The sequence below is a fragment of the Agrobacterium sp. rho-13.3 genome (assembly GCF_033957765.2).
GTDB lineage: Bacteria > Pseudomonadota > Alphaproteobacteria > Rhizobiales > Rhizobiaceae > Agrobacterium.
The window spans coordinates 491,867-510,013 of sequence record NZ_CP192774.1 but is presented as its reverse complement, the minus strand read 5'-3'; the positions used below and the strand labels follow the sequence as shown (position 1 = coordinate 510,013).

Sequence of the window (18,147 nt, the reverse complement as noted above, 5' to 3'; positions counted from 1 at the left end):
TGTGTTATGCTGACCCAAATCTCCACGGAATGGCACGAATGAACGAACAGGCACGAATTTCCAAACCATGTGACAAGCCCGGCAGCGATGAGGTGCTGGATATCAGCCACACCATGACGCGTATGCGCCTGATGATCGGGCGGCGGGTCATCGGCCGCATGGCCATTGCCAAGCTGGCACCGGGGCTGGAGCTTTCACACATCGATGTGCTGGATATCGTCAACCGCACGGATGGTGACGTGACCGTCGGTGCCATTGCCGAGGCCATGCGCCTCGACCCATCCCGCGGTAGCCGCGTGGTGGCGGAAATGGTGGGAAGAGGCCTATTGAAACGCGAGGTTTCGCAGGAAGACGGACGGCGCAGCATCATCGACATCACGCCACTTGGTCACAGTATTCTGGAAGAGATGCGCAGCGCCAAGATCGGCATTATTCGCGACGTGGTCAGCGACTGGCCACATGAGGACGTGGCAGAATTCGCAAAACTGTTCGATCGTTTCATCGGGCGGTTCGAAAAGCGCCTCTCCCCGGACGCTATCGCTTTGACTACATTTTCGAAAGACGGTGGGAGCTGACGGCTCTTGCTTTGAATAAGTGAGTTTTCTGTGTGTGTTTTTTGAAGTCGGTGACAGTGGGTGTAGCCCGCCCCTTCTGCCCTGCCGGGCATCTCCCCCACAAGGAGGGAGATCAAGCCGCGGCAATCTCTTGGCCATCTTGAACGCTACGAATGAAACGAGGGGCGCGCGCCCAGATGATCTCCCCACCTGTAGGGGAGATGCCCGGCAGGGCACAGGGGGGGGTGAACCCCACCCGCATCGTAAAAATATTGAAGACACTCAAAGCACGCTAAAATCTTCAGATGCCAGAACCATATTCCTGCTGGAAGATGCGTACCCGATTTCGTCCGGTTTTCTTGGCCTCGTACATTGCTGCATCCGCCTTGGCCAACAGGCTTTCAGGCGTATCGCCATCCTGCGGATAAAAGGCCGTACCGGATGAACAGGTTACGGTAACAGAGGTGTTTTCCAGCACAATCGGCTCTGCCGCACGTTCGCGGATTGCTTCCAGTCGCCGCAGAATTCCTGGCTCATCATGGACGACATTGCTGAAAATGATGGCGAATTCGTCGCCACCCAGCCGGACCGCAATATCCGAAGCGCGGATGCAGCCCATGATACGTTCCGCCACATTGCGAAGAACCTCGTCGCCCGCCGCATGTCCATGCATGTCATTGATCTGCTTGAAATTATCCAGATCGATATAGGTAATGGCGACCAACCGGTTTTCACGTTTGGCTTCGTGAAGGGCGCGGCAGAACTGCGTCCAGAACAGGTTTCTGTTGGACAGGCCGGTGAGCGGATCATGATGCGCCATGAAATGCACGCGCTCTTCGGCGCGGCGGCGGTCAATGGCAATACCGGCGATATTCGTCGCCATTTCAATGATTTCCTGCTCCAGAGCAGATGGCAGCCTCACCGTGCCGGAATACAGCGCGAATGTGCCGAGCAACACGCCGCCATTGCCCATGATGGGGGTGGACCAGCAGGAACGAAGGCCATGGCGCATGACGATTTCAACATAGTCCTTCCAGAGCACATCCTGAAACGTATCGCACACATAAACCGCTTCACGCCGCCATGCCGTCGTTCCGCAGGAACCGACATTCGGACCGATCTTCACACCATCGACCAGCGAAAGGTAGTTTTCCGGAAGCGATGGCGCGGCCCCATTCCGCAACACGGCCTGCTTTTCATCCAGCAACATGATGGAGCCGCAGAGATTATCCAGCAGGCTCTCGACCGTGTTGACCACAGCGTCGAGGATGATAGGCAAAGGGTCGCCCTGGACGATCATTTCCAAAAGGGCAGCGTGGCTGCGGCGCAGGGTTTCCTGCCGTTTCGTGGCGGTGATATCGCGCATGATGCCGGCAATACCAATCACCTCGCACTTGGCATTGTGGATGGGTATACGGGTGCAGGAGAACCACTGAATTTGCCCATCCGGGCCGGGCAGGCATTCCTCTGTATTAAATGAACCGACGCCTGTGGACATGATGCGGCGATCGATCTCATCAACGCTGTGCGCAAAATCATGCGGCGCCACATCGAATATCGTCAGTTTGCGACCTTTTACGCACTCTGAACCGCAGCCGAAACCCTTACGAGCCGCCACATTCATGTAAGTATAATATCCCGCGATATCCTTCACGAACACGAGTTCCGGGATATTATCGAGAAGATGAGCCAATGGCGTATCCGTCAGGCCAGCCTGAAGCAAATCTATGACCGATGATTGAACGCTGAACGAACGAGCGCCATTTTCGTCACGCATCGCCAAAGGACCTCCAACCATCTTGAGTCTCCCCCACTCACAATTGCTCAAATGGCCGCACACCATACTTTACGAACACAGTTCAGCGGACTCAACAATGGAGTAAAATTACTTAAGTTGCATTAAAATTGGTCGTAACGCTGTCTATATTGACGATATATATTTACGAATAACTATATTAGCACAATATAGATGCAAGTACCACTGATCTGAAATGAGTGCAATCGCAAGATGCACAAAGTGGTTCGATAAATCAACCGTAAAAGAGATATTTCGTGCTTTCGTTTTGCGATGCTCGGCAATAGGTTGCTGCCACGTCATCGAAGGGGATTTAGAATGCTGACCATTTATGGGGTCTACCGCTCACGCGCCACGCGCACATTGTGGCTGGCGGGAGAACTGAAACTCGATTTCAAACACGTACCGGTTGTTCAGGCCAGGCGCGTGACAGACCCTCTTGCAGAGGGCGCGCAGATCAACACGTTGACGCCGTCTTATCTCACCGTCAACCCGATGGGCACCATTCCCTGCATCGATGATGACGGGATGGTTCTTTATGAATCCATGGCGATCAATCTCTACCTTGCGCGCAAGCATGGCACATCGCTGGCCCCGGTGGATTTGGCGGAAGACGCCCACATGATGCAGTGGTCCTTCTTTGCGGCCACGGAGATTGAAACCAACGCGCTCAAGATTTCGTCCGCCTTTGCCGAGGGTCTCGCCAACAGCGAAGCAGGCCGCGCCGTGATCGAGGTGGCGGCGCGCATGTTGCGGCGGCCGTTCAAGGTTCTGGATCAGCACCTTGCCAACCATGATTATCTGGTGGGCGACAGGTTCAGTGTCGCGGATATCAACGCCGCCGAAGTGGTGCGCTACGCGCAAGAGCATACGCCCCTGTTCACTGCCAACCCGTCAGTGAAGGCATGGCTGGAGCGCTGCCAGGACCGCCCCGCTTTCAAAGCCATGTGGGAGGCACGCGGTCGGGAAGCGGCGTAGTCAAAGCGGAATGCTTTAAAACGGCGTAACGCGAATATCGCCGACATGGATGCCGTTCCAGTTTTTCATGGGACGGTTTGCCATGCTGGAGAGCGCGGATTGTTCGGCGCTGCCCTTTTCCACATACCGCGCCAGCAGAGCTGATATCATGGCCTCTGCGGCGCGGGTGGTGCCATCCTCACATTTTACCGCCATGGCGATGCCCTGTTCCGGCAAGGCCGCAACAAACACGCCTTCCGCGCCGGTTTTGGCAAAGATGCGGCCCGGAGCAATATCCATCAGCTTTGTGCAGGTGCGCCCGGTTCCGGCCACATAAAATGGCTCGGCCATACACGCGTCGATCAGGCGACGGGAGGCCGTTGCCCGCGCCGTTTCCAGCCCCTGCCCCGTCACCATCTTGGCGAAACCATGGGCAAGATTTTTCAGCGGAACTGCGTAGTTGGGAATGGAGCAGCCATCCACGCCGCAATTGTCATAACCGATTGCAGAACCCGTCAGGCTTTCCATGGTGGCGCGGATTTCCTGCTGAAGAGGGTGGTCGTATTCAACATAACCCTTTGTCTCTATACCGGTGTGGGCGCAGGCGCAGACGAAACCGGAATGTTTTCCGGAGCAATTGTTGTGAAGCGCCGAGGGCTTGTCCAGCGTGCGAGCCTGATGAATGAGGGTGGGCTGGCTCAAGGATGACCAATGTGCACCGCATTCCAGCGCCTCGACATCCTTGCCCGCCTTTGCCAGCATGGCGGCAGCGAGGTCCACATGGGCGTCCTCTCCGGAGTGGGACGCGCAGGAGAGCGCAAGTTCCCGATTGCCAAATCCGTAAGCGTCCGCCGCACCGCTTTCCACCAGCGGCAGTGCCTGCATGGCTTTGCAGGCGGAACGCGGAAACACGCCGGTCTCCACATCACCGGCTGAAAACAGAACCTTCCCGCTGCCATCCACCACCACGGCCATGCCACGATGGCGGCTTTCGACCAGATTTCCGCGGGTGACTTCAACGGTAACGGGGTTGTGCATGGTTTCGGCCTCAAAAAATACGAAATTGGGATCGTTCTATCCAAATTATACGAATGATGCACGAGGCTCCTTCATTGAAATTCGCCAAACGTTTTTTAGCTGTCGTTTTCGTTATTTATCTCCTGCCCGCGCTGGCCTCGGCGGGTCTGTGGGCCATGAAGGAGCATCCGACCGGCTTTCGGAATGCACGGTGGTCTTCCGCAGGTATTCTGCCAGAAGCCAAGGTCGACAAGCCCGCAGCCATCTACGTCTATTCTGCCATGACCGGCGGTTTCAAAGGCTCGATTGCCAGCCACGCGTGGATCGTCATGAAGCAGGAAAATGCCCTCGCTTATGAGCGTTACGACAAGGTCGGCTGGGGCACCCCCATCCGCCGCAATGCCTATGCGCCAGACGCCTACTGGTACTCCAACATGCCGCGACGGGTGCTGGAACTGCATGGCGAAGAGGCCGAACGGCTGATCCCCAAAATCCAGAAAGCCATTGCCGATTACCCCTACGCTCAACCCGGTGGCTATCGCATCTATCCCGGCCCGAACTCCAACACTTTCGTGGCGCACGTGCTGCGCAGCGTCCCTGAACTCGGCGTGGTATTGCCGCCGGATGCGGTCGGGCGCGACTATTTGCCGAATGGCGAATTGATCCACATCGCTGATGACTGGAAAGATGTAAACCTGTCCCTCGGCGGCCTTTTCGGCATCTCGGCGGGCGCCAGAAGCGGCTTCGAGGTCAACTTTCTTGGACTGGTGGCCGGTGTCGACATCATGAACCCCGGCATCAAAATTCCGGGACTGGGTTACTTCGGAACCAAGTCGTTCGGACCCGCGCCGGAGAGGCAGGCGACGAGCATTTGACAATCTGGAAATCGGAAGGCAAGATCGTGCATCGCAATTGCAACGCAAGGAGTTGTGTTTATGAAAACCGCGACGATCCCATCGCTTCGGGTAACATCCGATTTTCGCGAGGCCGTGGAAAGTGTTTTGAAGGACGGTGAAACCCTTTCAGCTTTCGCAGAGGATTCCATACGCCGCCAAGTCGAAATTCGTAGATCACAGTCAGAGTTTATTGCGCGTGGACTTGCTTCGTTGAACGAAGCAGAACGGACCGGCATTTATTACACGACTGAAGACGTTCTCTCTATGATGCAGAGAAAACTGGATGCCGCAAAGGCTGCTAAGGCCCAAAAAGATCAATGAGTTATGATCTCCGTTACACCACAGCCGCATTGGAAGACTTCGACAGGATTTACGATTTTCTTGTTGTTTATGATATCGAACTTGCGGAAAGAGCGATCCATGCTGTCCGAGCAGGCTTGCAGCTTCTGACAGAATTTCCATTCAGTTGTCGCAAGGTAGAAGGTGGCAACAGCCTGATACGCGAACTTCTCGTACCTTTCGGATCATCTGGCTACATCGTTCTATTTCGCATTGATGATGCCCAAACGGTCACAATTGCTGCCGTGCGCCACCAGCGCGAAGACGATTATCATTAAGCCCTATCGATCACTCACTCCGACGCGCGGATTGACCCACGGCTCCTGATTGGAGCGCGGCAATGGCTGCTTTCCGAGAATATGGTCCGCCGCCTTTTCGCCCGTCATGATCGATGGGCCATTGAGGTTGCCGTAGGTGACATGCGGGAAGATGGAGCTATCGGCCACGCGCAGGCCATCCACACCAATCACCCGGCATTCGGGATCGACGACGGCCATCGGGTCGTTGCGGTCGCCCATCCGGCAGGTGCCGCAGGGGTGATAGGCGCTTTCCAGATGCTCGCGCAGGAAGGCATCGATCTCCTCGTCCGTCTGTACCTTGTCACCCGGCTGAATTTCTGGCCCGCGAAACTCATCGAAAGCCTGCTGGCTGAAGATTTCGCGCGTCAGGCGCACGCAGTGACGAAACTTTTCCCAGTCTTCCGCATGGCTCATATAGTTGAACTGAATAACCGGATCGTCCTTCGGATCGGCTGAGCGCAGCGTGACATTGCCACGGGATTTGGACAGGTTGTAACCCACATGCACCTGAAAACCATGGCTTTTCGCCGCCGCTTTGCCATCATAGGAAATGGCGACGGGCAGGAAGTGGAACTGGATATCCGGCTGCTTTACATCAGGCCCGGAGCGCAGGAAGGCGCAGGCTTCGAATTGGTTGGATGCGCCAAGCCCGCTTTTCGTCAGCAACCACTGCGCGCCCGCAACACCCTGCCAGAACCAAGGCAACCAGGAATAAAGCGAGACAGGCTTGGTGGATATCTGCTGGAAATAAATTTCCATATGATCCTGAAGGTTTTCACCGACGCCGGGGCGGTCAGCCTTCACCTCGATCCCCATCGCCTGCAAATGCGCCGCCGGGCCGATGCCGGATAACATCAGCAGCTTGGGCGAGTTGAAGGATGATGCAGACACGATGACTTCACGGTTGGCCTTGATGACCTCCACCACGCCCTTGCGCTCGATCTCGACGCCCGTTGCGCGCCCGTTTTCAATGATAATTTTCTGCGCAAAGCCATGCACCAGCGTGACATTGCCGCGCTTTAACGCAGGTCTCAGATAGGCATTGGCGGCGGACCAGCGGCGACCATTGTGGATGGTCTGTTCCATCAGGCCGAAACCTTCCTGCTTGGAGCCGTTGTAATCCTCCGTCAGTTCAAAACCGGCCTGCGACCCTGCTTTCACGAAGGCGTGGTTGAGCGGATTGTTCATCGGTCCGCGCTGCACATGCAAAGGCCCATCCGTGCCGCGCCAACCCTCTTCCCCGCCATGGCTGTGTTCCATACGCTTGAAGTATGGCAGCACATCCGCATAGGACCAGCAGTGCGCGCCAAGCTCTTCCCAGCGGTTGAAATCTTCCGCATGGCCGCGAACATAAACAAGACCATTGATGGAAGACGAGCCGCCAATAACCTTGCCCCGCGGCGCGGTGATGCGGCGGTTGTTGAGGTTGGCCTGCGGTTCGGAGAGATAACCCCAATTGTAGCGCTTCATGCTCATCGGCCATGCCAGCGCTGCGGGCATCTGGATGAAAGGCCCGAAATCGCTGCCGCCGGCCTCGATGACGATGACGGAATAGCGGCCGTCTTCCGACAGGCGGTATGCCATGGCAGAGCCTGCTGAACCGGAGCCAACGATGACGAAATCTGCTTGTTGCATGGAGAGGTCTCTGCTGTTGTGGCCACCCCGTCCTTCGAGGCCCGTTGCACGGGCACCTCAGGATGAAGTGGAGAGAACATGGCGTTTGTCTTGTTTGCCTCTTCCCTTGATACCCGCCTTATGGGTACCTCGGGATAAGGTGGAGAGAATATGGAAGTGCGTTCTGTGTCCCCTCGACGCCCGCGTCATAGGCGCATCAAGACGAGGTTAGGAAACACTGTCGTCGAGCACCTCATCACGGGACGCTCACTTTCATCCTCATCCTGAGGTGCCCGTGAAACGGGCCTCGAAGGGCGAGGATGAGCCGGTGAGCCTTCCTCAATACGGCGCGTCAACCTTCCCGCTCGCCACATACACCGTCTTCAACTCGCTATAATGATTGAGCGCCGACGCTGAATTCTCGCGCCCAAAACCCGATTGCTTCGAACCACCAAACGGCATCTCCACCGGGCAGAGATTGTAGGTATTGATCCACAACGTCCCCGCCTCAAGTTGATCGACAACCCGGTGGGCGCGGGAAATGTCGGCGGTAAACACACCACCGGCCAGACCGAATTCGGTGGCGTTGGCGCGGGTGATGACTTCTTCCTCAGTGTCGAAATCCAGCACGCACATGACAGGCCCGAAGATTTCTTCGCGGGCGATGGTCATGCCATCCGTCACATCGGCAAACACGGTCGGCTGCACATAGGCCCCCTCGCCGGACACGTTGTTGGGAATGCCGCCACCGGTGATCAGGGTTGCGCCTTCTGCCTTGCCCTTTGCCATATAGGACAGGACTTTTTCCTGCTGCGCCTTGGACACCAGCGGCCCCATTTGTGTGGCCTCATCCAGCGGATCGCCCAGCAATATCGCTTCCGTGCGGCTTTTCAGGTTTTCGAGGAAGCGCTGTTTTGCACCGCGCTGCACGAAAACGCGGGTGCCGTTGGAGCAGACCTGACCCGCCGAGTAGAAGTTCCCCAGCATCGCGCCACCGACGGCGCTTTCGATATCCGCATCGTCAAAAACGATCAGCGGAGATTTACCGCCGAGTTCCATCGTCACATGCTTCAACTGACCGGCGGCGGCGGCAGCCACCTTGCGGCCTGTCGGCACCGAGCCGGTGAGCGACACCTTCGCGACATCTGGGTGGTTGACCAGCAACGGGCCTGTGTCCCGGTCGCCCTGAATGACGTTGAACAGACCTTTGGGCAACCCGGCCTCATGCAAAATTTCGGCGATTTTCAGCGCGCCAAGCGGCGTGTTTTCCGAGGGCTTGAACACCATGGCATTGCCCGCCACCAGCGCCGGAGCCGCCTTCCAGCAGGCGATCTGCTGCGGGTAGTTCCATGCGCCGATGCCAACGCAAACGCCCAGCGGCACGCGCTTGGTATAGGCAAAATCACCTCCGAGCGGAATGTAATCGCCGTTCAATGCCGATGGTGCAATGCCGCCGAAAAATTCGAAGGCGTCCGCACCGGAGGTGGAATCGGCAACGATTGTTTCCTGAATGGGCTTGCCCGTATCCAGCGTTTCAAGCTCGGAAAGCGCGCGGTTACGCTCGCGGATCATGTCTGCTGCCTTGCGCAGAATGCGACCGCGTGCGGTGGGGCTTAGCGCGGCCCATTCTTTCTGGGCGCGCTTGGCGGAGGCGATGGCACGTTCCACAATGACGGGCGTTGCGGCGTGGAGCCTGGCGATAACCTCGCCCGTTGCCGGATAGATGCTTTCAAACACGGTGCCGTTGGTGTCTTCCACATACGCGCCATCAATGAAATGCGAGGCAACGGGCTGGGCTTTCAAAGTCATAAGAACGGTCCTCAAAGAATACGGATGGACGGCTTTGCGTCGACAAAAGATTTGAGCTGCGTGTCGAAATAATTCTCCACCAGCATGGGTGCGGCGGAGATGCCGAGCGGCGCGGCCTGAAGACTGTGGCGAATGTAAAGCCCATCGATAAGGGCGGCGGCACCTTCCGCAATCCGCGCCGCATCATCCGGCGGGCACAGGCGGTTGAGGCTGTCCATGATGTTGGAACGAAGCCGCCTGTTATAGATGACGAGCAGGCGGCGCATCTCTTCTGACCGCTGTGCTTCCACGTAAAAGGCAAGCCAGGCGGCCACGGTTTCATTGGTAAACTGATCGCTTTGGAACGACACGCGCACAATGGCGCTCAACCGCGCCCGCGGGCCAGACACATGGGCCAAAGCTGCAATCGCATCCCGGCGAAGCTCCCGCAGCAGGCTGCGGATGGTTTCCAGCAAAAGCTGTTGTTTGCTGCCGAAATAATGATGCGCAAGCGCTGCCGAGACCCCCGCCTCGCGGGCGATATCCGACATCGTGACATTCAACGAACCGTGGTGGCCGATGGCGCGCAGGGCTGCATCCACCAGCGCCTTTTTGCGTAACGGCTCCATTCCGAGTTTCGGCATAGCAATCTCCTTGTCCTCTATTTATTATTGATTGACTGATCAATCAATAATAAATGCGACACGAAAATGTGTGACTTGCGCCATATCAAGGCGGCGGGAACACTTTGCCCCAAGATGTGAATGTGATAGGGTCTGGCCAGACAGCCGATGGAATGTCGAGACATGACCGACAGCATTCGCTTGATAAAAAACGTTGAACGCCGGAGGCAGGCAGACACCTGCGCAACGACTGGCGACCTGGTGGTTTTTGCCACCCCTTCTCACTCTCGTAAAATGACGTTTCGCTTGGAACCTTCCGCGAAGACTGGCGTTTCTTTGTCCGCGTAACGAGTGCGTGCTAATATAATAAATCGCTTAAGTTCGCTGACATCTGGCCAGTGGCGAACACACAAAAACGGCCAATACGGCATGGCGTCCACATGAATGTTGGAGGCGTGCCGTCATGATAGGGAGAAACACGATGCCGATGGTGACAGTATCCATTTCCCCGGAACAGGCAGCAAAGATGCGGGACGCTGTCGATGGCGGGGCCTATGCTTCGGGAAGTGAAGTTGTCCGTGAAGCACTGCGCCTATGGGCGACATCTTTTGAACGAGAAAACGGCGCCAGCACCCTTCGCCCCCACACAGCCGTGGAAGAACGCTTGAATGTCGCTGAACTCTATGCGGCACACACGACAAAAAGGCGGCACGGCTAACGCTATTTAAGCATGTTATTATGCTGTCATAAAAGCTTCAAAAAACTTTCATCTGCGGATAAGTTTTTGTTGAGGGTTATCGGTCACTCTCCATTCCAAAATGCGTCCAATTATATGGGTGCAACAGTGGAGAGAACGTATGCTGTCGACGGCGATCGACCCTGACGTAATACGGCGGTTTGCCAGCGGGCAGATGGTGTCCATGGCAAAACTGGTTTTAGAAACGGCGTTTCAGCCCATAGTCGAGGCAACGACCGGAACCGTGTTTGGTTACGAGTCGCTCATGCGCGGTTTTGACCGCATCGGTTTTTCCAATCCGCTGGAATTGCTGGACCATGTCGAGGCTGATGGCCAGCTGGTGACGCTGGAGCAGATGCTGGCCGGACGGGCGCTGACAAAATTCTCCACACTGCCGGAGTTTTCCTCCGCCACGCTGTTCCTCAATCTGGATGTGCGGCTGATACCGCATGGCGATGCTATTCTGGACAAGCTTCTGGAGCATCTTGCCAAGGCCTCCATTCCGCCCTCCTCCATCTGCTTTGAACTGTCGGAACGTTTCGACAATACCAGCGTGCCGGAGTTCAGCGCGCTGATTGCCCGTATGCGTAAGGAGGGCTTCAAGCTGGCCATCGACGACTTTGGCGTCGGTCACGGCGAGATGAAGCTTCTGTGCGAATTCCCGGTCGATTACCTGAAGATCGACCGCTATTTCATCGACGGTGTGGACCGCAACCCGCGCAAGCGCCATCTGGTGAAAAACATCGTCAACATCGCCCATGTCCTGGGCGTGAGGGTCATCGCCGAAGGCATTGAAACCGAAGCGGAATTTCTGGCCTGCCGCGAATATGGCGTGGACTTGGTGCAGGGCTGGTTCATCTCTCGCCCCACCACCTTCGTCAGTGAATTGCAAAGTGCGTTTCCGCATCTCCAGCACCTTGGCGAAACCCGTCGCAGTCGCCAAACGCTGGATGAAATCCTCATCCGCCGCCAGATCGAGCGGCTTCCGACCGTTTACGAAAACGACAGCATCGACACGGTGTTCGAGCTGTTTCGCCGCAACCCGGCGCAAGCCTTCTTCCCGGTTCTGAATGCCAATGGCGAGCCGCGCGGCGTTATCAACGAGCATCATCTGAAGGAATACATCTACCAGCCGTTTGGGCGCGACCTGTTGAAAAACAAGGTGTATGAGCGGACGATTTCGCACTTCGTGGATGGTGCACCGATTGTCGGGCTGGATGCCGATGCCGACCAGTTGATGAATATCTTTGCCAATACCGGCGGCAGCGCCTGCGTTATCCTCACGGAAAATATGCGTTATATCGGCGTGGTTTCCGCCGCGTCTCTCATCAAGGTTATCAACGAAAAACAGTTGAAACTGGCGCAGGAACAGAACCCGCTGACAGCCCTTCCCGGCAACCGCGCCATCAGCAGTTTCATTGAAGACAGTTGCCACGACAGCGATGATGATCGCTTCTTTTGTTACTGCGATTTCGACAACTTCAAACCATTCAATGACAAATACGGTTTCCACGTTGGCGACCACGCCATCACGCTGTTTTCAGCTCTGCTAAAGCGCTATTTCTTTTCCGGCGACTGCTTTCTCGGCCATATTGGCGGTGACGATTTCTTCATCGGCGTACGCGACTGGACGAGCGAAGAGGTGACGGAAATTCTCGAACGGCTGCTCAGCGATTTCCATGAGGACGTCATCGAGCTTTATTCCGATGAGGACCGTGAAGCCGGCCAGATCAGAGGTCATGACCGTTTCGGTATCGAGCGCGATTTTGCCCTTTTACGCTGCTCGATTGGTGTTTTGCAGCTTCCCAAGGGCCATATCATTGCCAATCCCGAACGCATTGGCACCGAGATCGCGGCCATCAAGAAAGCGGCCAAGGAGAGCGACACAGGCTTGGTGCTGCACAGTCACAGCACGACCAATTAACATCTACACCTTGATGTCGTAGGTGACCCAGTTGGTTTTCGTGGCGACGCGGTCGTAGAGGGCACGGCCGCGATAATTATTCTCGGCGGTGATCCACCGGACAACTGACCATCCCTCGCGGGCGGCAATGGCGCGCACGCCGTCTATCAGCACGTCGGCGCAGCCAGTGCCACGCGCATCGGGCGAAACGAAAAGGTCATCGAGGAAGCAGCCAGTCGTGGCAGACAGCGGACGTGCGAAGGGCCGGAAATGCGTAAGCCCGATGAGTTTTCCATCTGCGTTTAAGGCCACAAGGCCGCGTGATTCCTTGGCTTCATCGTGCAGCCACGCCCATACCGTGTCCCGCATTTCGACGGTTTGAGTGACGTTGTAAAAAGCCGCATAGGCTTGATATAGCACGTCCCATTCCGCACGATCATCAACGCTCACTGGCCGAACGCTCACCTTGCTCATCCATCGTCCTTTCGAGGCGCTGTTTGTCCGCCCCACCCTAGCAGCAAAATCGGAACGTTAAAGCGTCAGCGTCAAAACGCCTCCTTTCATCCGCCCCATACCTCGCCTAAAGCGTATTGCGTGACAAAGGATTCACGCAACACGCGTTAGCTCTTTGTTTTTGCGCATGTCGTTATCGCAAAACCGCTGCACACTTTTGCGCGACATGCTTTAAGTTTGCCGCTATGAAACTCGATGGAGGCCCGCCATGACTTTGCCCACGACCATGCGATTTGTTGATTTGCCAAGCTTCGGCGCACCCGACGTAATGACATTTGCAACAGGCCCGGTTCCCTCCCCCAAGGCAGGCGAAATTCTGGTGAAGGTGCAGGCAGCAGGCATCAACCGGCCCGATGTGGCACAGCGCCAGGGCACCTATCCCGCGCCAAAGGATGCAAGCCCGGTTCTGGGACTGGAAATTGCCGGAGAAGTCGTGGCCGTTGGCGAAGGGGTGAACGAGTTCAAGCTCGGTGATCCCGTCTGTGCACTGGCTAATGGTGGCGGTTATGCGGAATATTGCGTTGTGCCAGCCGGGCAGGCCCTGCCGTTTCCCAAGGGATATGACGCGGTGAAAGCCGCCGCCCTGCCGGAAACCTTCTTCACCGTCTGGGCCAATCTGTTCCAGATGGCGGGGCTGACGGAAGGCGAAAGCGTGCTGATCCACGGCGGCAGCAGCGGCATTGGCACAACCGCCATTCAGCTCGCCAAAGCCTTTGGCGCAGAGGTTTATGTGACAGCGGGTTCGAAGGACAAATGCGATGCCTGCGAGACATTAGGTGCAAAACGGGCGATCAATTACCGCGAGGACGATTTCGCCACGGTCATCAAGGCTGAGACCGGCGGCAAGGGTGTGGACGTCATTCTCGACATGATCGGCGCGTCCTATTTCGAGAAGAACATCGCCTCTCTTGCCAAGGACGGCTGCCTGTCCATCATCGCGTTTCTGGGTGGCGCCGTGGCCGAAAAGGTCAACCTCGGCCCCATCATGGTCAAACGCCTGACCATCACCGGCTCCACCATGCGCCCGCGCACCGCAGATGAAAAACGCGCCATTCGTGATGAGCTGGTGGCAGAGGTCTGGCCACTGCTGGAAGCGGGCGAGATCGCGCCGGTCATTCACGATGTGATTGATTTTGACAAGGTGGCGGATGGGCACAGGCTGATGGAAACCAGCGGGCATATCGGCAAGATTGTGATGCGGGTTTCGTGAGGGTCATTGGTTTGCACCAAGAACGAGTTTATCGCTTCGTCTGAACGACACGTTTCTGCATCATCAGTTCAACCACACGATCGCGAACCTGCTCAAAGAACTCGCGTGGCATCAAACCATAATCAAACCGGGACGGATCATTCGGGAGAGGCCGAAGATGCACACTCGGCCAGTCGAACATATTAAGCTCGCTTACCCGTATCCAATTCACGTCTTCATCAAGACCAATCGCCTTGCAGATATCGGGAGGAATTTCCATCGACAAATCCTCCTCACCCACCTCCGGAGGAGAATGAGTAATCGGCACGACAGCAGCGTTTCCCTTTTTGGATGAATAGAGGACAATAGCACAAGGTCTATCCTTTCCACTATCGGACACACCTGCGATGTGATCTTTATGCCAAAGATAATTATATCGAACAACCAAACCTTGAGATGGAACGGGATACTTCACTCGGAAACTTCACCCCATCGAGCGTTCTTGATCGCCTCAATTAGATCGTCATCGGCTTCGCTAACGTGGATTGCCTGACGTTCACGCTTTTTCAGCTCATTGAAATGGTCGAGCTCTTTCGGACTGATGTAGGCGCCCACAACGCGGTCGTGCGAGGTAACCTCAATCACACCAGCCTTATAGACTTCATCCCGATATTTTCCGAAGCTGCGGGAAAAAGCGGTGGCCGGAACTTGTATTGAATGTGCCATAGCGTATCTCCTCTAATAATACGCAAAATACGTAATTTGCGTATTATTGTAAAGAGCGACCCGTTGCGCATTTGTCAGGCGCAGCCTTTCTGCTTCTCAACCCTCTTGCAATCTCGCCGAATCGTATTACCTTCTTCTTATGTTCAACGTAGTGAAAGGAAGGTGATCCAATGTCTAATGAGATTTCGGTCTTCGTAGCAGGCAGTGGAAAGGATTTGATTTTGACGAGGCAGCCCTCGGCTTGATCCGCCTTCCAATGAAACGTTGATAAACGTTTCGGGTCTGTAACAATGACCAAACTCATGGAAGGGCCGCCAAAAGCGGCCCTTTTCCTATTGTGCCTACAGCAGACGACGGCATTTCGGGCTGTGTCGGCTCTTACTTACGAAACACTTTCCATCGCGTTGGGCGAAAGCGCAATTCGTTACCCACCGCGACAGATGCGTCGAGCGGCACTTCGATTTCGAGGTGATAGGGCTCGTGGCCGTTATTGGCGATGTCGATTTCGGCAATGCGGGTGCCGGCGAGGCGGCGACAGGTGGTGACTTTGCCGTAGAGCGCGTCGCGCTCGGTCGTCAGCACCACATCTTCGGGACGGAAGAAAAGATCGCCCTCGCCTGCTTCGCTTTCGCTGATACCGATGCTTTCCCCCTGGAACAGCACATGGCCATCCCGGATGGTAATCGGCAGGTTGGACGAATCGCCGATGAAGGAGAAGACGAAGGGCGAGTTGGGCGTGTCATAGACATCATCCGCCGTGCCGACCTGTTCGATCTTGCCCTGGCTCATGACGACCACGCGGTCGGCCAGTTCCAGCGCTTCTTCCTGATCATGCGTGACGAAAACGGTGGTGTGGCCCGTGCGGTCGTGGAATTCGCGCAGCCAGCGGCGCAGTTCCTTGCGCACCTTTGCATCCAGCGCGCCAAACGGCTCATCCAGAAGCAGAACCTTGGGTTCGATGGCAACGGCCCGGGCAAGCGCCACGCGCTGGCGCTGGCCGCCGGAAAGCTGGTTGGGGTAACGCTTTTCAAGGCCGGAAAGGTGCACCATGTCCAGAAGATCGGACACGCGCTTGCGGATTTCCTTTTTCGGCGGACGGCTGGATGAAGGCCGAACCTTGAGGCCAAAGCCGATGTTTTCGGCCACCGTCATGTGGCGAAACAGCGCGTAGTGCTGGAACACGAAGCCGACATTGCGTTCCTGAACCGTGCGGTGGGAAGCATCTTCATCGCCAAAAAATATCTGGCCATGTGTCGGCTGTTCCAGACCGGCAATCAGGCGCAGAAGCGTCGTTTTACCGGAGCCGGATGGACCAAGAAGTGCGATCAACTCACCGGAACGAATGTTCAGAGACACATCGTTCAACGCCGGAAAGCGGTCGAACTGCTTGGTGATACCGGAAACTTTTACTTCCATAAAAATGCCCTTTAATGCTTGCTGGCGGCGTTGCCCGCGCCAAAGCGAATTTCAAGAATGGTTTTGAGAACGAGGGTAACGAGCGCCAGACCCGCAAGCAATGTCGCCACTGCAAAGGCCGCGCTGAGATTGTACTCGTTATAGAGAATTTCGACGTGCAGCGGCATGGTGTTGGTTTCGCCGCGAATGTGGCCGGAGACCACCGAGACGGCACCGAACTCGCCCATGGCACGCGCATTACACAGCAACACCCCGTAGAGCAGCCCCCATTTGATGTTGGGCAACGTGACATACCAGAAGGTCTGCAAGCCGGTCGCACCGAGCGAAATCGCCGCTTCCTCATCGCCCGTACCTTGGTCCTGCATCAGCGGGATCAATTCACGCGCCACGAAGGGAAAGGTCACGAAAATGGTGGCCAGCACGATGCCCGGCACGGCGAACAGAATGTCGATGCCATAACTTTTCAGCCACGGGCCAAGCAGGCTGTGCGATGAAAACAGGATGACGTAGACGAGGCCTGATATAACCGGCGAAATAGAGAATGGCAGGTCGATCAGCGTGATCAGAAACGCCTTGCCCTTGAACTCGAATTTCGCAATGGCCCATGCGGCGGCAACACCGAACACAAGGTTCAGTGGAACGGAAATGGCTGCGACAAGCAGCGTCAGGCGGATGGCGGATAGCGCATCCGGCTCAACGATTGCGGCCCAGAAAGCACCTGCCCCCTTGCGGAAAGCTTCGAAAAACACCGAGACCAGAGGCAGAAACAGGACCAGCGCCAAAAACAGAAAGGCGATGGCGATGAGCGCCAGCTTCGCCGTCGGGCTTTCGCTTGCCGGGTCTTGAAACGGACGGGTTTTGATGGCGTGCGCGTTATCAGGCATAACCGTACCTCTTGCGGCTCCACGCCTGAATGAGATTGATGACGAAGAGCATGGCAAAAGAAATGATCAGCATGATCGTAGCGATGCCCGTGGCACCGGCATAATTGAATTCTTCCAGCCGGATGACGATCAAAAGCGGTGCGATTTCCGAGACATAGGGAATGTTGCCCGCGATGAAGATGACCGAGCCGTATTCACCCACGCCACGCGCGAAGGCCAGCGCAAATCCGGTCAAAATGGCAGGCACCAGACCCGGCAGCAGAATGCGGGAAATGGTCTGGAAACGGTTTGCGCCAAGTGTGGCCGCAACCTCTTCCACCTGCCGGTCGATTTCTTCCATGACGGGCTGAACCGTGCGCACCACGAAAGGCAGACCGATGAAGATCAGCGCGATGACGATGCCGGATGGTGTGAAGGCGATTTTGATGCCGAAGGGTTCAAACAGCGAACCAACCCAGCCGCGATTGGAATAGAGCGCCGTCAGCGCGATACCGGCAACAGCCGTGGGCAGCGCGAATGGCAAATCCACGATGGCGTCCACGAAACGGCGACCGGGAAAGCGATACCGCACCAGCACCCAGGCGATGATGACACCGAAAACGGCGTTGACGAGTGCGGCCAGAAAGGCGGTACCGAAGCTGACGCGCAGCGCATTGAGTGTTCTGCTGTCTGTGGCGATGGCGATAAAATCCGCCAGACCCAGTTGTGCCGTGGACCAGACCAGACCGGCAAGTGGAATAAGGATAATCAGAAACAGGTAGGTAATCGTGTAACCGAGCGTCAGGCCAAATCCTGGCAGGACACTCGACTGACGCCACTTCCATCTGCTTGGCGATGGGGTATTGCTCATCAAGGCTCCGGGGTAAAGTCGAGGCAGCGGTCCGCTACCAGCTTTTGT

The 18,147-nt window shown here is 56.3% G+C and carries 19 protein-coding genes; 8 read left to right on the top strand and 11 right to left on the bottom strand.

The window, feature by feature from the left end; genetic code table 11:
* The first annotated feature begins 113 nt into the window (after positions 1–113).
* Positions 114–575 carry a MarR family winged helix-turn-helix transcriptional regulator gene (locus RMR16_RS02410; RefSeq protein ID WP_320199493.1) on the top strand — a complete coding sequence of 154 codons (462 nt, stop codon included), beginning with the start codon at positions 114–116 and terminating at the stop codon, positions 573–575.
* A 280-nt stretch (positions 576–855) separates the two neighbouring features.
* Here the strand turns inward: RMR16_RS02410 and RMR16_RS02405 are convergent, their stop codons facing one another.
* Complete coding sequence (locus tag RMR16_RS02405) at positions 856–2,331, bottom strand: diguanylate cyclase domain-containing protein (protein ID WP_432354152.1); 1,476 nt, start codon at positions 2,329–2,331, stop codon at positions 856–858.
* 336 nt (positions 2,332–2,667) lie between these two features.
* Here RMR16_RS02405 and RMR16_RS02400 point away from each other — a divergent pair, with 336 nt between their 5' ends.
* Positions 2,668–3,327: a glutathione S-transferase family protein gene (locus RMR16_RS02400; RefSeq protein ID WP_320199138.1), complete on the top strand. Its 660-nt coding sequence runs from the start codon at positions 2,668–2,670 to the stop codon at positions 3,325–3,327.
* Positions 3,328–3,342: 15 nt separating this feature from the next.
* Here RMR16_RS02400 and RMR16_RS02395 read toward each other — a convergent pair whose 3' ends face one another.
* Entirely contained in the window at positions 3,343–4,344 is a 1,002-nt protein-coding gene (locus RMR16_RS02395) for an asparaginase (protein ID WP_320199137.1), read from the bottom strand.
* 74 nt (positions 4,345–4,418) lie between these two features.
* Between RMR16_RS02395 and RMR16_RS02390 the strand changes: the two genes are divergently transcribed.
* The 3 genes from RMR16_RS02390 to RMR16_RS02380 are packed head-to-tail and all read left to right on the top strand — an operon-like array spanning position 4,419 to position 5,836.
* The gene (locus tag RMR16_RS02390; RefSeq protein ID WP_320199136.1) at positions 4,419–5,198 is read left to right on the top strand and encodes a DUF3750 domain-containing protein; all 780 of its coding nucleotides are present in this window, start codon (positions 4,419–4,421) and stop codon (positions 5,196–5,198) included.
* A 60-nt stretch (positions 5,199–5,258) separates the two neighbouring features.
* Positions 5,259–5,540: a YlcI/YnfO family protein gene (locus RMR16_RS02385; protein ID WP_320199135.1), complete on the top strand. Its 282-nt coding sequence runs from the start codon at positions 5,259–5,261 to the stop codon at positions 5,538–5,540.
* On the top strand, positions 5,537–5,836 hold the full coding sequence (locus tag RMR16_RS02380; RefSeq protein WP_320199134.1) for a type II toxin-antitoxin system RelE/ParE family toxin: 300 nt from the start codon (positions 5,537–5,539) through the stop codon (positions 5,834–5,836). The genes RMR16_RS02385 and RMR16_RS02380 overlap by 4 nt, the downstream gene beginning before the upstream one ends.
* A 3-nt stretch (positions 5,837–5,839) precedes the next feature.
* Here the strand turns inward: RMR16_RS02380 and betA are convergent, their stop codons facing one another.
* The 3 genes from betA to betI form a co-directional block, all read right to left on the bottom strand.
* Positions 5,840–7,492 (bottom strand): choline dehydrogenase, encoded by a 1,653-nt coding sequence (betA, locus tag RMR16_RS02375; RefSeq protein WP_320199133.1) that lies wholly within the window; start codon positions 7,490–7,492, stop codon positions 5,840–5,842.
* Positions 7,493–7,810: 318 nt separating this feature from the next.
* Positions 7,811–9,274 carry a betaine-aldehyde dehydrogenase gene (gene betB / locus RMR16_RS02370; protein ID WP_320199492.1) on the bottom strand — a complete coding sequence of 488 codons (1,464 nt, stop codon included), beginning with the start codon at positions 9,272–9,274 and terminating at the stop codon, positions 7,811–7,813.
* 17 nt (positions 9,275–9,291) lie between these two features.
* Positions 9,292–9,903, bottom strand: coding sequence for a transcriptional regulator BetI (gene betI, locus RMR16_RS02365; protein ID WP_320199132.1), 612 nt, complete (start codon positions 9,901–9,903; stop codon positions 9,292–9,294).
* A gap of 460 nt (positions 9,904–10,363) precedes the next feature.
* On the opposite strand from betI, the gene RMR16_RS02360 reads away from it, so the two are divergent.
* Positions 10,364–10,600: a ribbon-helix-helix domain-containing protein gene (locus RMR16_RS02360; protein ID WP_320199131.1), complete on the top strand. Its 237-nt coding sequence runs from the start codon at positions 10,364–10,366 to the stop codon at positions 10,598–10,600.
* 139 nt (positions 10,601–10,739) lie between these two features.
* Positions 10,740–12,542 carry a bifunctional diguanylate cyclase/phosphodiesterase gene (locus RMR16_RS02355; RefSeq protein WP_320199130.1) on the top strand — a complete coding sequence of 601 codons (1,803 nt, stop codon included), beginning with the start codon at positions 10,740–10,742 and terminating at the stop codon, positions 12,540–12,542.
* 3 nt (positions 12,543–12,545) lie between these two features.
* Here RMR16_RS02355 and RMR16_RS02350 read toward each other — a convergent pair whose 3' ends face one another.
* Complete coding sequence (locus tag RMR16_RS02350; protein ID WP_320199129.1) at positions 12,546–12,995, bottom strand: GNAT family N-acetyltransferase; 450 nt, start codon at positions 12,993–12,995, stop codon at positions 12,546–12,548.
* 247 nt (positions 12,996–13,242) lie between these two features.
* Here RMR16_RS02350 and RMR16_RS02345 point away from each other — a divergent pair, with 247 nt between their 5' ends.
* Entirely contained in the window at positions 13,243–14,244 is a 1,002-nt protein-coding gene (locus RMR16_RS02345) for an NAD(P)H-quinone oxidoreductase (protein ID WP_320199128.1), read from the top strand.
* Positions 14,245–14,272: 28 nt separating this feature from the next.
* On the opposite strand, the gene RMR16_RS02340 is transcribed toward RMR16_RS02345, so the two are convergent.
* The 5 genes from RMR16_RS02340 to cysT form a co-directional block, all read right to left on the bottom strand.
* Positions 14,273–14,698, bottom strand: coding sequence for a hypothetical protein (locus RMR16_RS02340; RefSeq protein ID WP_320199127.1), 426 nt, complete (start codon positions 14,696–14,698; stop codon positions 14,273–14,275).
* Positions 14,695–14,949: a hypothetical protein gene (locus RMR16_RS02335; RefSeq protein ID WP_320199126.1), complete on the bottom strand. Its 255-nt coding sequence runs from the start codon at positions 14,947–14,949 to the stop codon at positions 14,695–14,697. The genes RMR16_RS02340 and RMR16_RS02335 overlap by 4 nt, the downstream gene beginning before the upstream one ends.
* Positions 14,950–15,327: 378 nt before the next feature.
* Positions 15,328–16,365 carry a sulfate/molybdate ABC transporter ATP-binding protein gene (locus RMR16_RS02330; protein ID WP_320199125.1) on the bottom strand — a complete coding sequence of 346 codons (1,038 nt, stop codon included), beginning with the start codon at positions 16,363–16,365 and terminating at the stop codon, positions 15,328–15,330.
* An 11-nt stretch (positions 16,366–16,376) separates the two neighbouring features.
* The gene (cysW, locus tag RMR16_RS02325) at positions 16,377–17,249 is read right to left on the bottom strand and encodes a sulfate ABC transporter permease subunit CysW (protein ID WP_320199124.1); all 873 of its coding nucleotides are present in this window, start codon (positions 17,247–17,249) and stop codon (positions 16,377–16,379) included.
* Positions 17,242–18,099: a sulfate ABC transporter permease subunit CysT gene (gene cysT, locus RMR16_RS02320; protein WP_320199123.1), complete on the bottom strand. Its 858-nt coding sequence runs from the start codon at positions 18,097–18,099 to the stop codon at positions 17,242–17,244. Before cysT ends, cysW begins: the two co-directional genes overlap by 8 nt.
* Positions 18,100–18,147: the final 48 nt, after the last annotated feature.

Excerpts from the sequence above, each read along its gene's own strand:
- RMR16_RS02410 (WP_320199493.1), top strand. The coding sequence starts at position 114 with ATGACGCGTATGCGCCTGATGATCGGGCGGCGGGTCATCGGCCGCATG.
- RMR16_RS02405 (WP_432354152.1), bottom strand. The coding sequence starts at position 2,331 with ATGCGTGACGAAAATGGCGCTCGTTCGTTCAGCGTTCAATCATCGGTC.
- RMR16_RS02400 (WP_320199138.1), top strand. The coding sequence starts at position 2,668 with ATGCTGACCATTTATGGGGTCTACCGCTCACGCGCCACGCGCACATTG.
- RMR16_RS02395 (WP_320199137.1), bottom strand. The coding sequence starts at position 4,344 with ATGCACAACCCCGTTACCGTTGAAGTCACCCGCGGAAATCTGGTCGAA.
- RMR16_RS02385 (WP_320199135.1), top strand. The coding sequence starts at position 5,259 with ATGAAAACCGCGACGATCCCATCGCTTCGGGTAACATCCGATTTTCGC.
- RMR16_RS02380 (WP_320199134.1), top strand. The coding sequence starts at position 5,537 with ATGAGTTATGATCTCCGTTACACCACAGCCGCATTGGAAGACTTCGAC.
- betA (WP_320199133.1), bottom strand. The coding sequence starts at position 7,492 with ATGCAACAAGCAGATTTCGTCATCGTTGGCTCCGGTTCAGCAGGCTCT.
- betI (WP_320199132.1), bottom strand. The coding sequence starts at position 9,903 with ATGCCGAAACTCGGAATGGAGCCGTTACGCAAAAAGGCGCTGGTGGAT.
- RMR16_RS02360 (WP_320199131.1), top strand. The coding sequence starts at position 10,364 with ATGCCGATGGTGACAGTATCCATTTCCCCGGAACAGGCAGCAAAGATG.
- RMR16_RS02355 (WP_320199130.1), top strand. The coding sequence starts at position 10,740 with ATGCTGTCGACGGCGATCGACCCTGACGTAATACGGCGGTTTGCCAGC.
- RMR16_RS02350 (WP_320199129.1), bottom strand. The coding sequence starts at position 12,995 with ATGAGCAAGGTGAGCGTTCGGCCAGTGAGCGTTGATGATCGTGCGGAA.
- RMR16_RS02345 (WP_320199128.1), top strand. The coding sequence starts at position 13,243 with ATGACTTTGCCCACGACCATGCGATTTGTTGATTTGCCAAGCTTCGGC.
- RMR16_RS02335 (WP_320199126.1), bottom strand. The coding sequence starts at position 14,949 with ATGGCACATTCAATACAAGTTCCGGCCACCGCTTTTTCCCGCAGCTTC.
- RMR16_RS02330 (WP_320199125.1), bottom strand. The coding sequence starts at position 16,365 with ATGGAAGTAAAAGTTTCCGGTATCACCAAGCAGTTCGACCGCTTTCCG.
- cysW (WP_320199124.1), bottom strand. The coding sequence starts at position 17,249 with ATGCCTGATAACGCGCACGCCATCAAAACCCGTCCGTTTCAAGACCCG.
- cysT (WP_320199123.1), bottom strand. The coding sequence starts at position 18,099 with ATGAGCAATACCCCATCGCCAAGCAGATGGAAGTGGCGTCAGTCGAGT.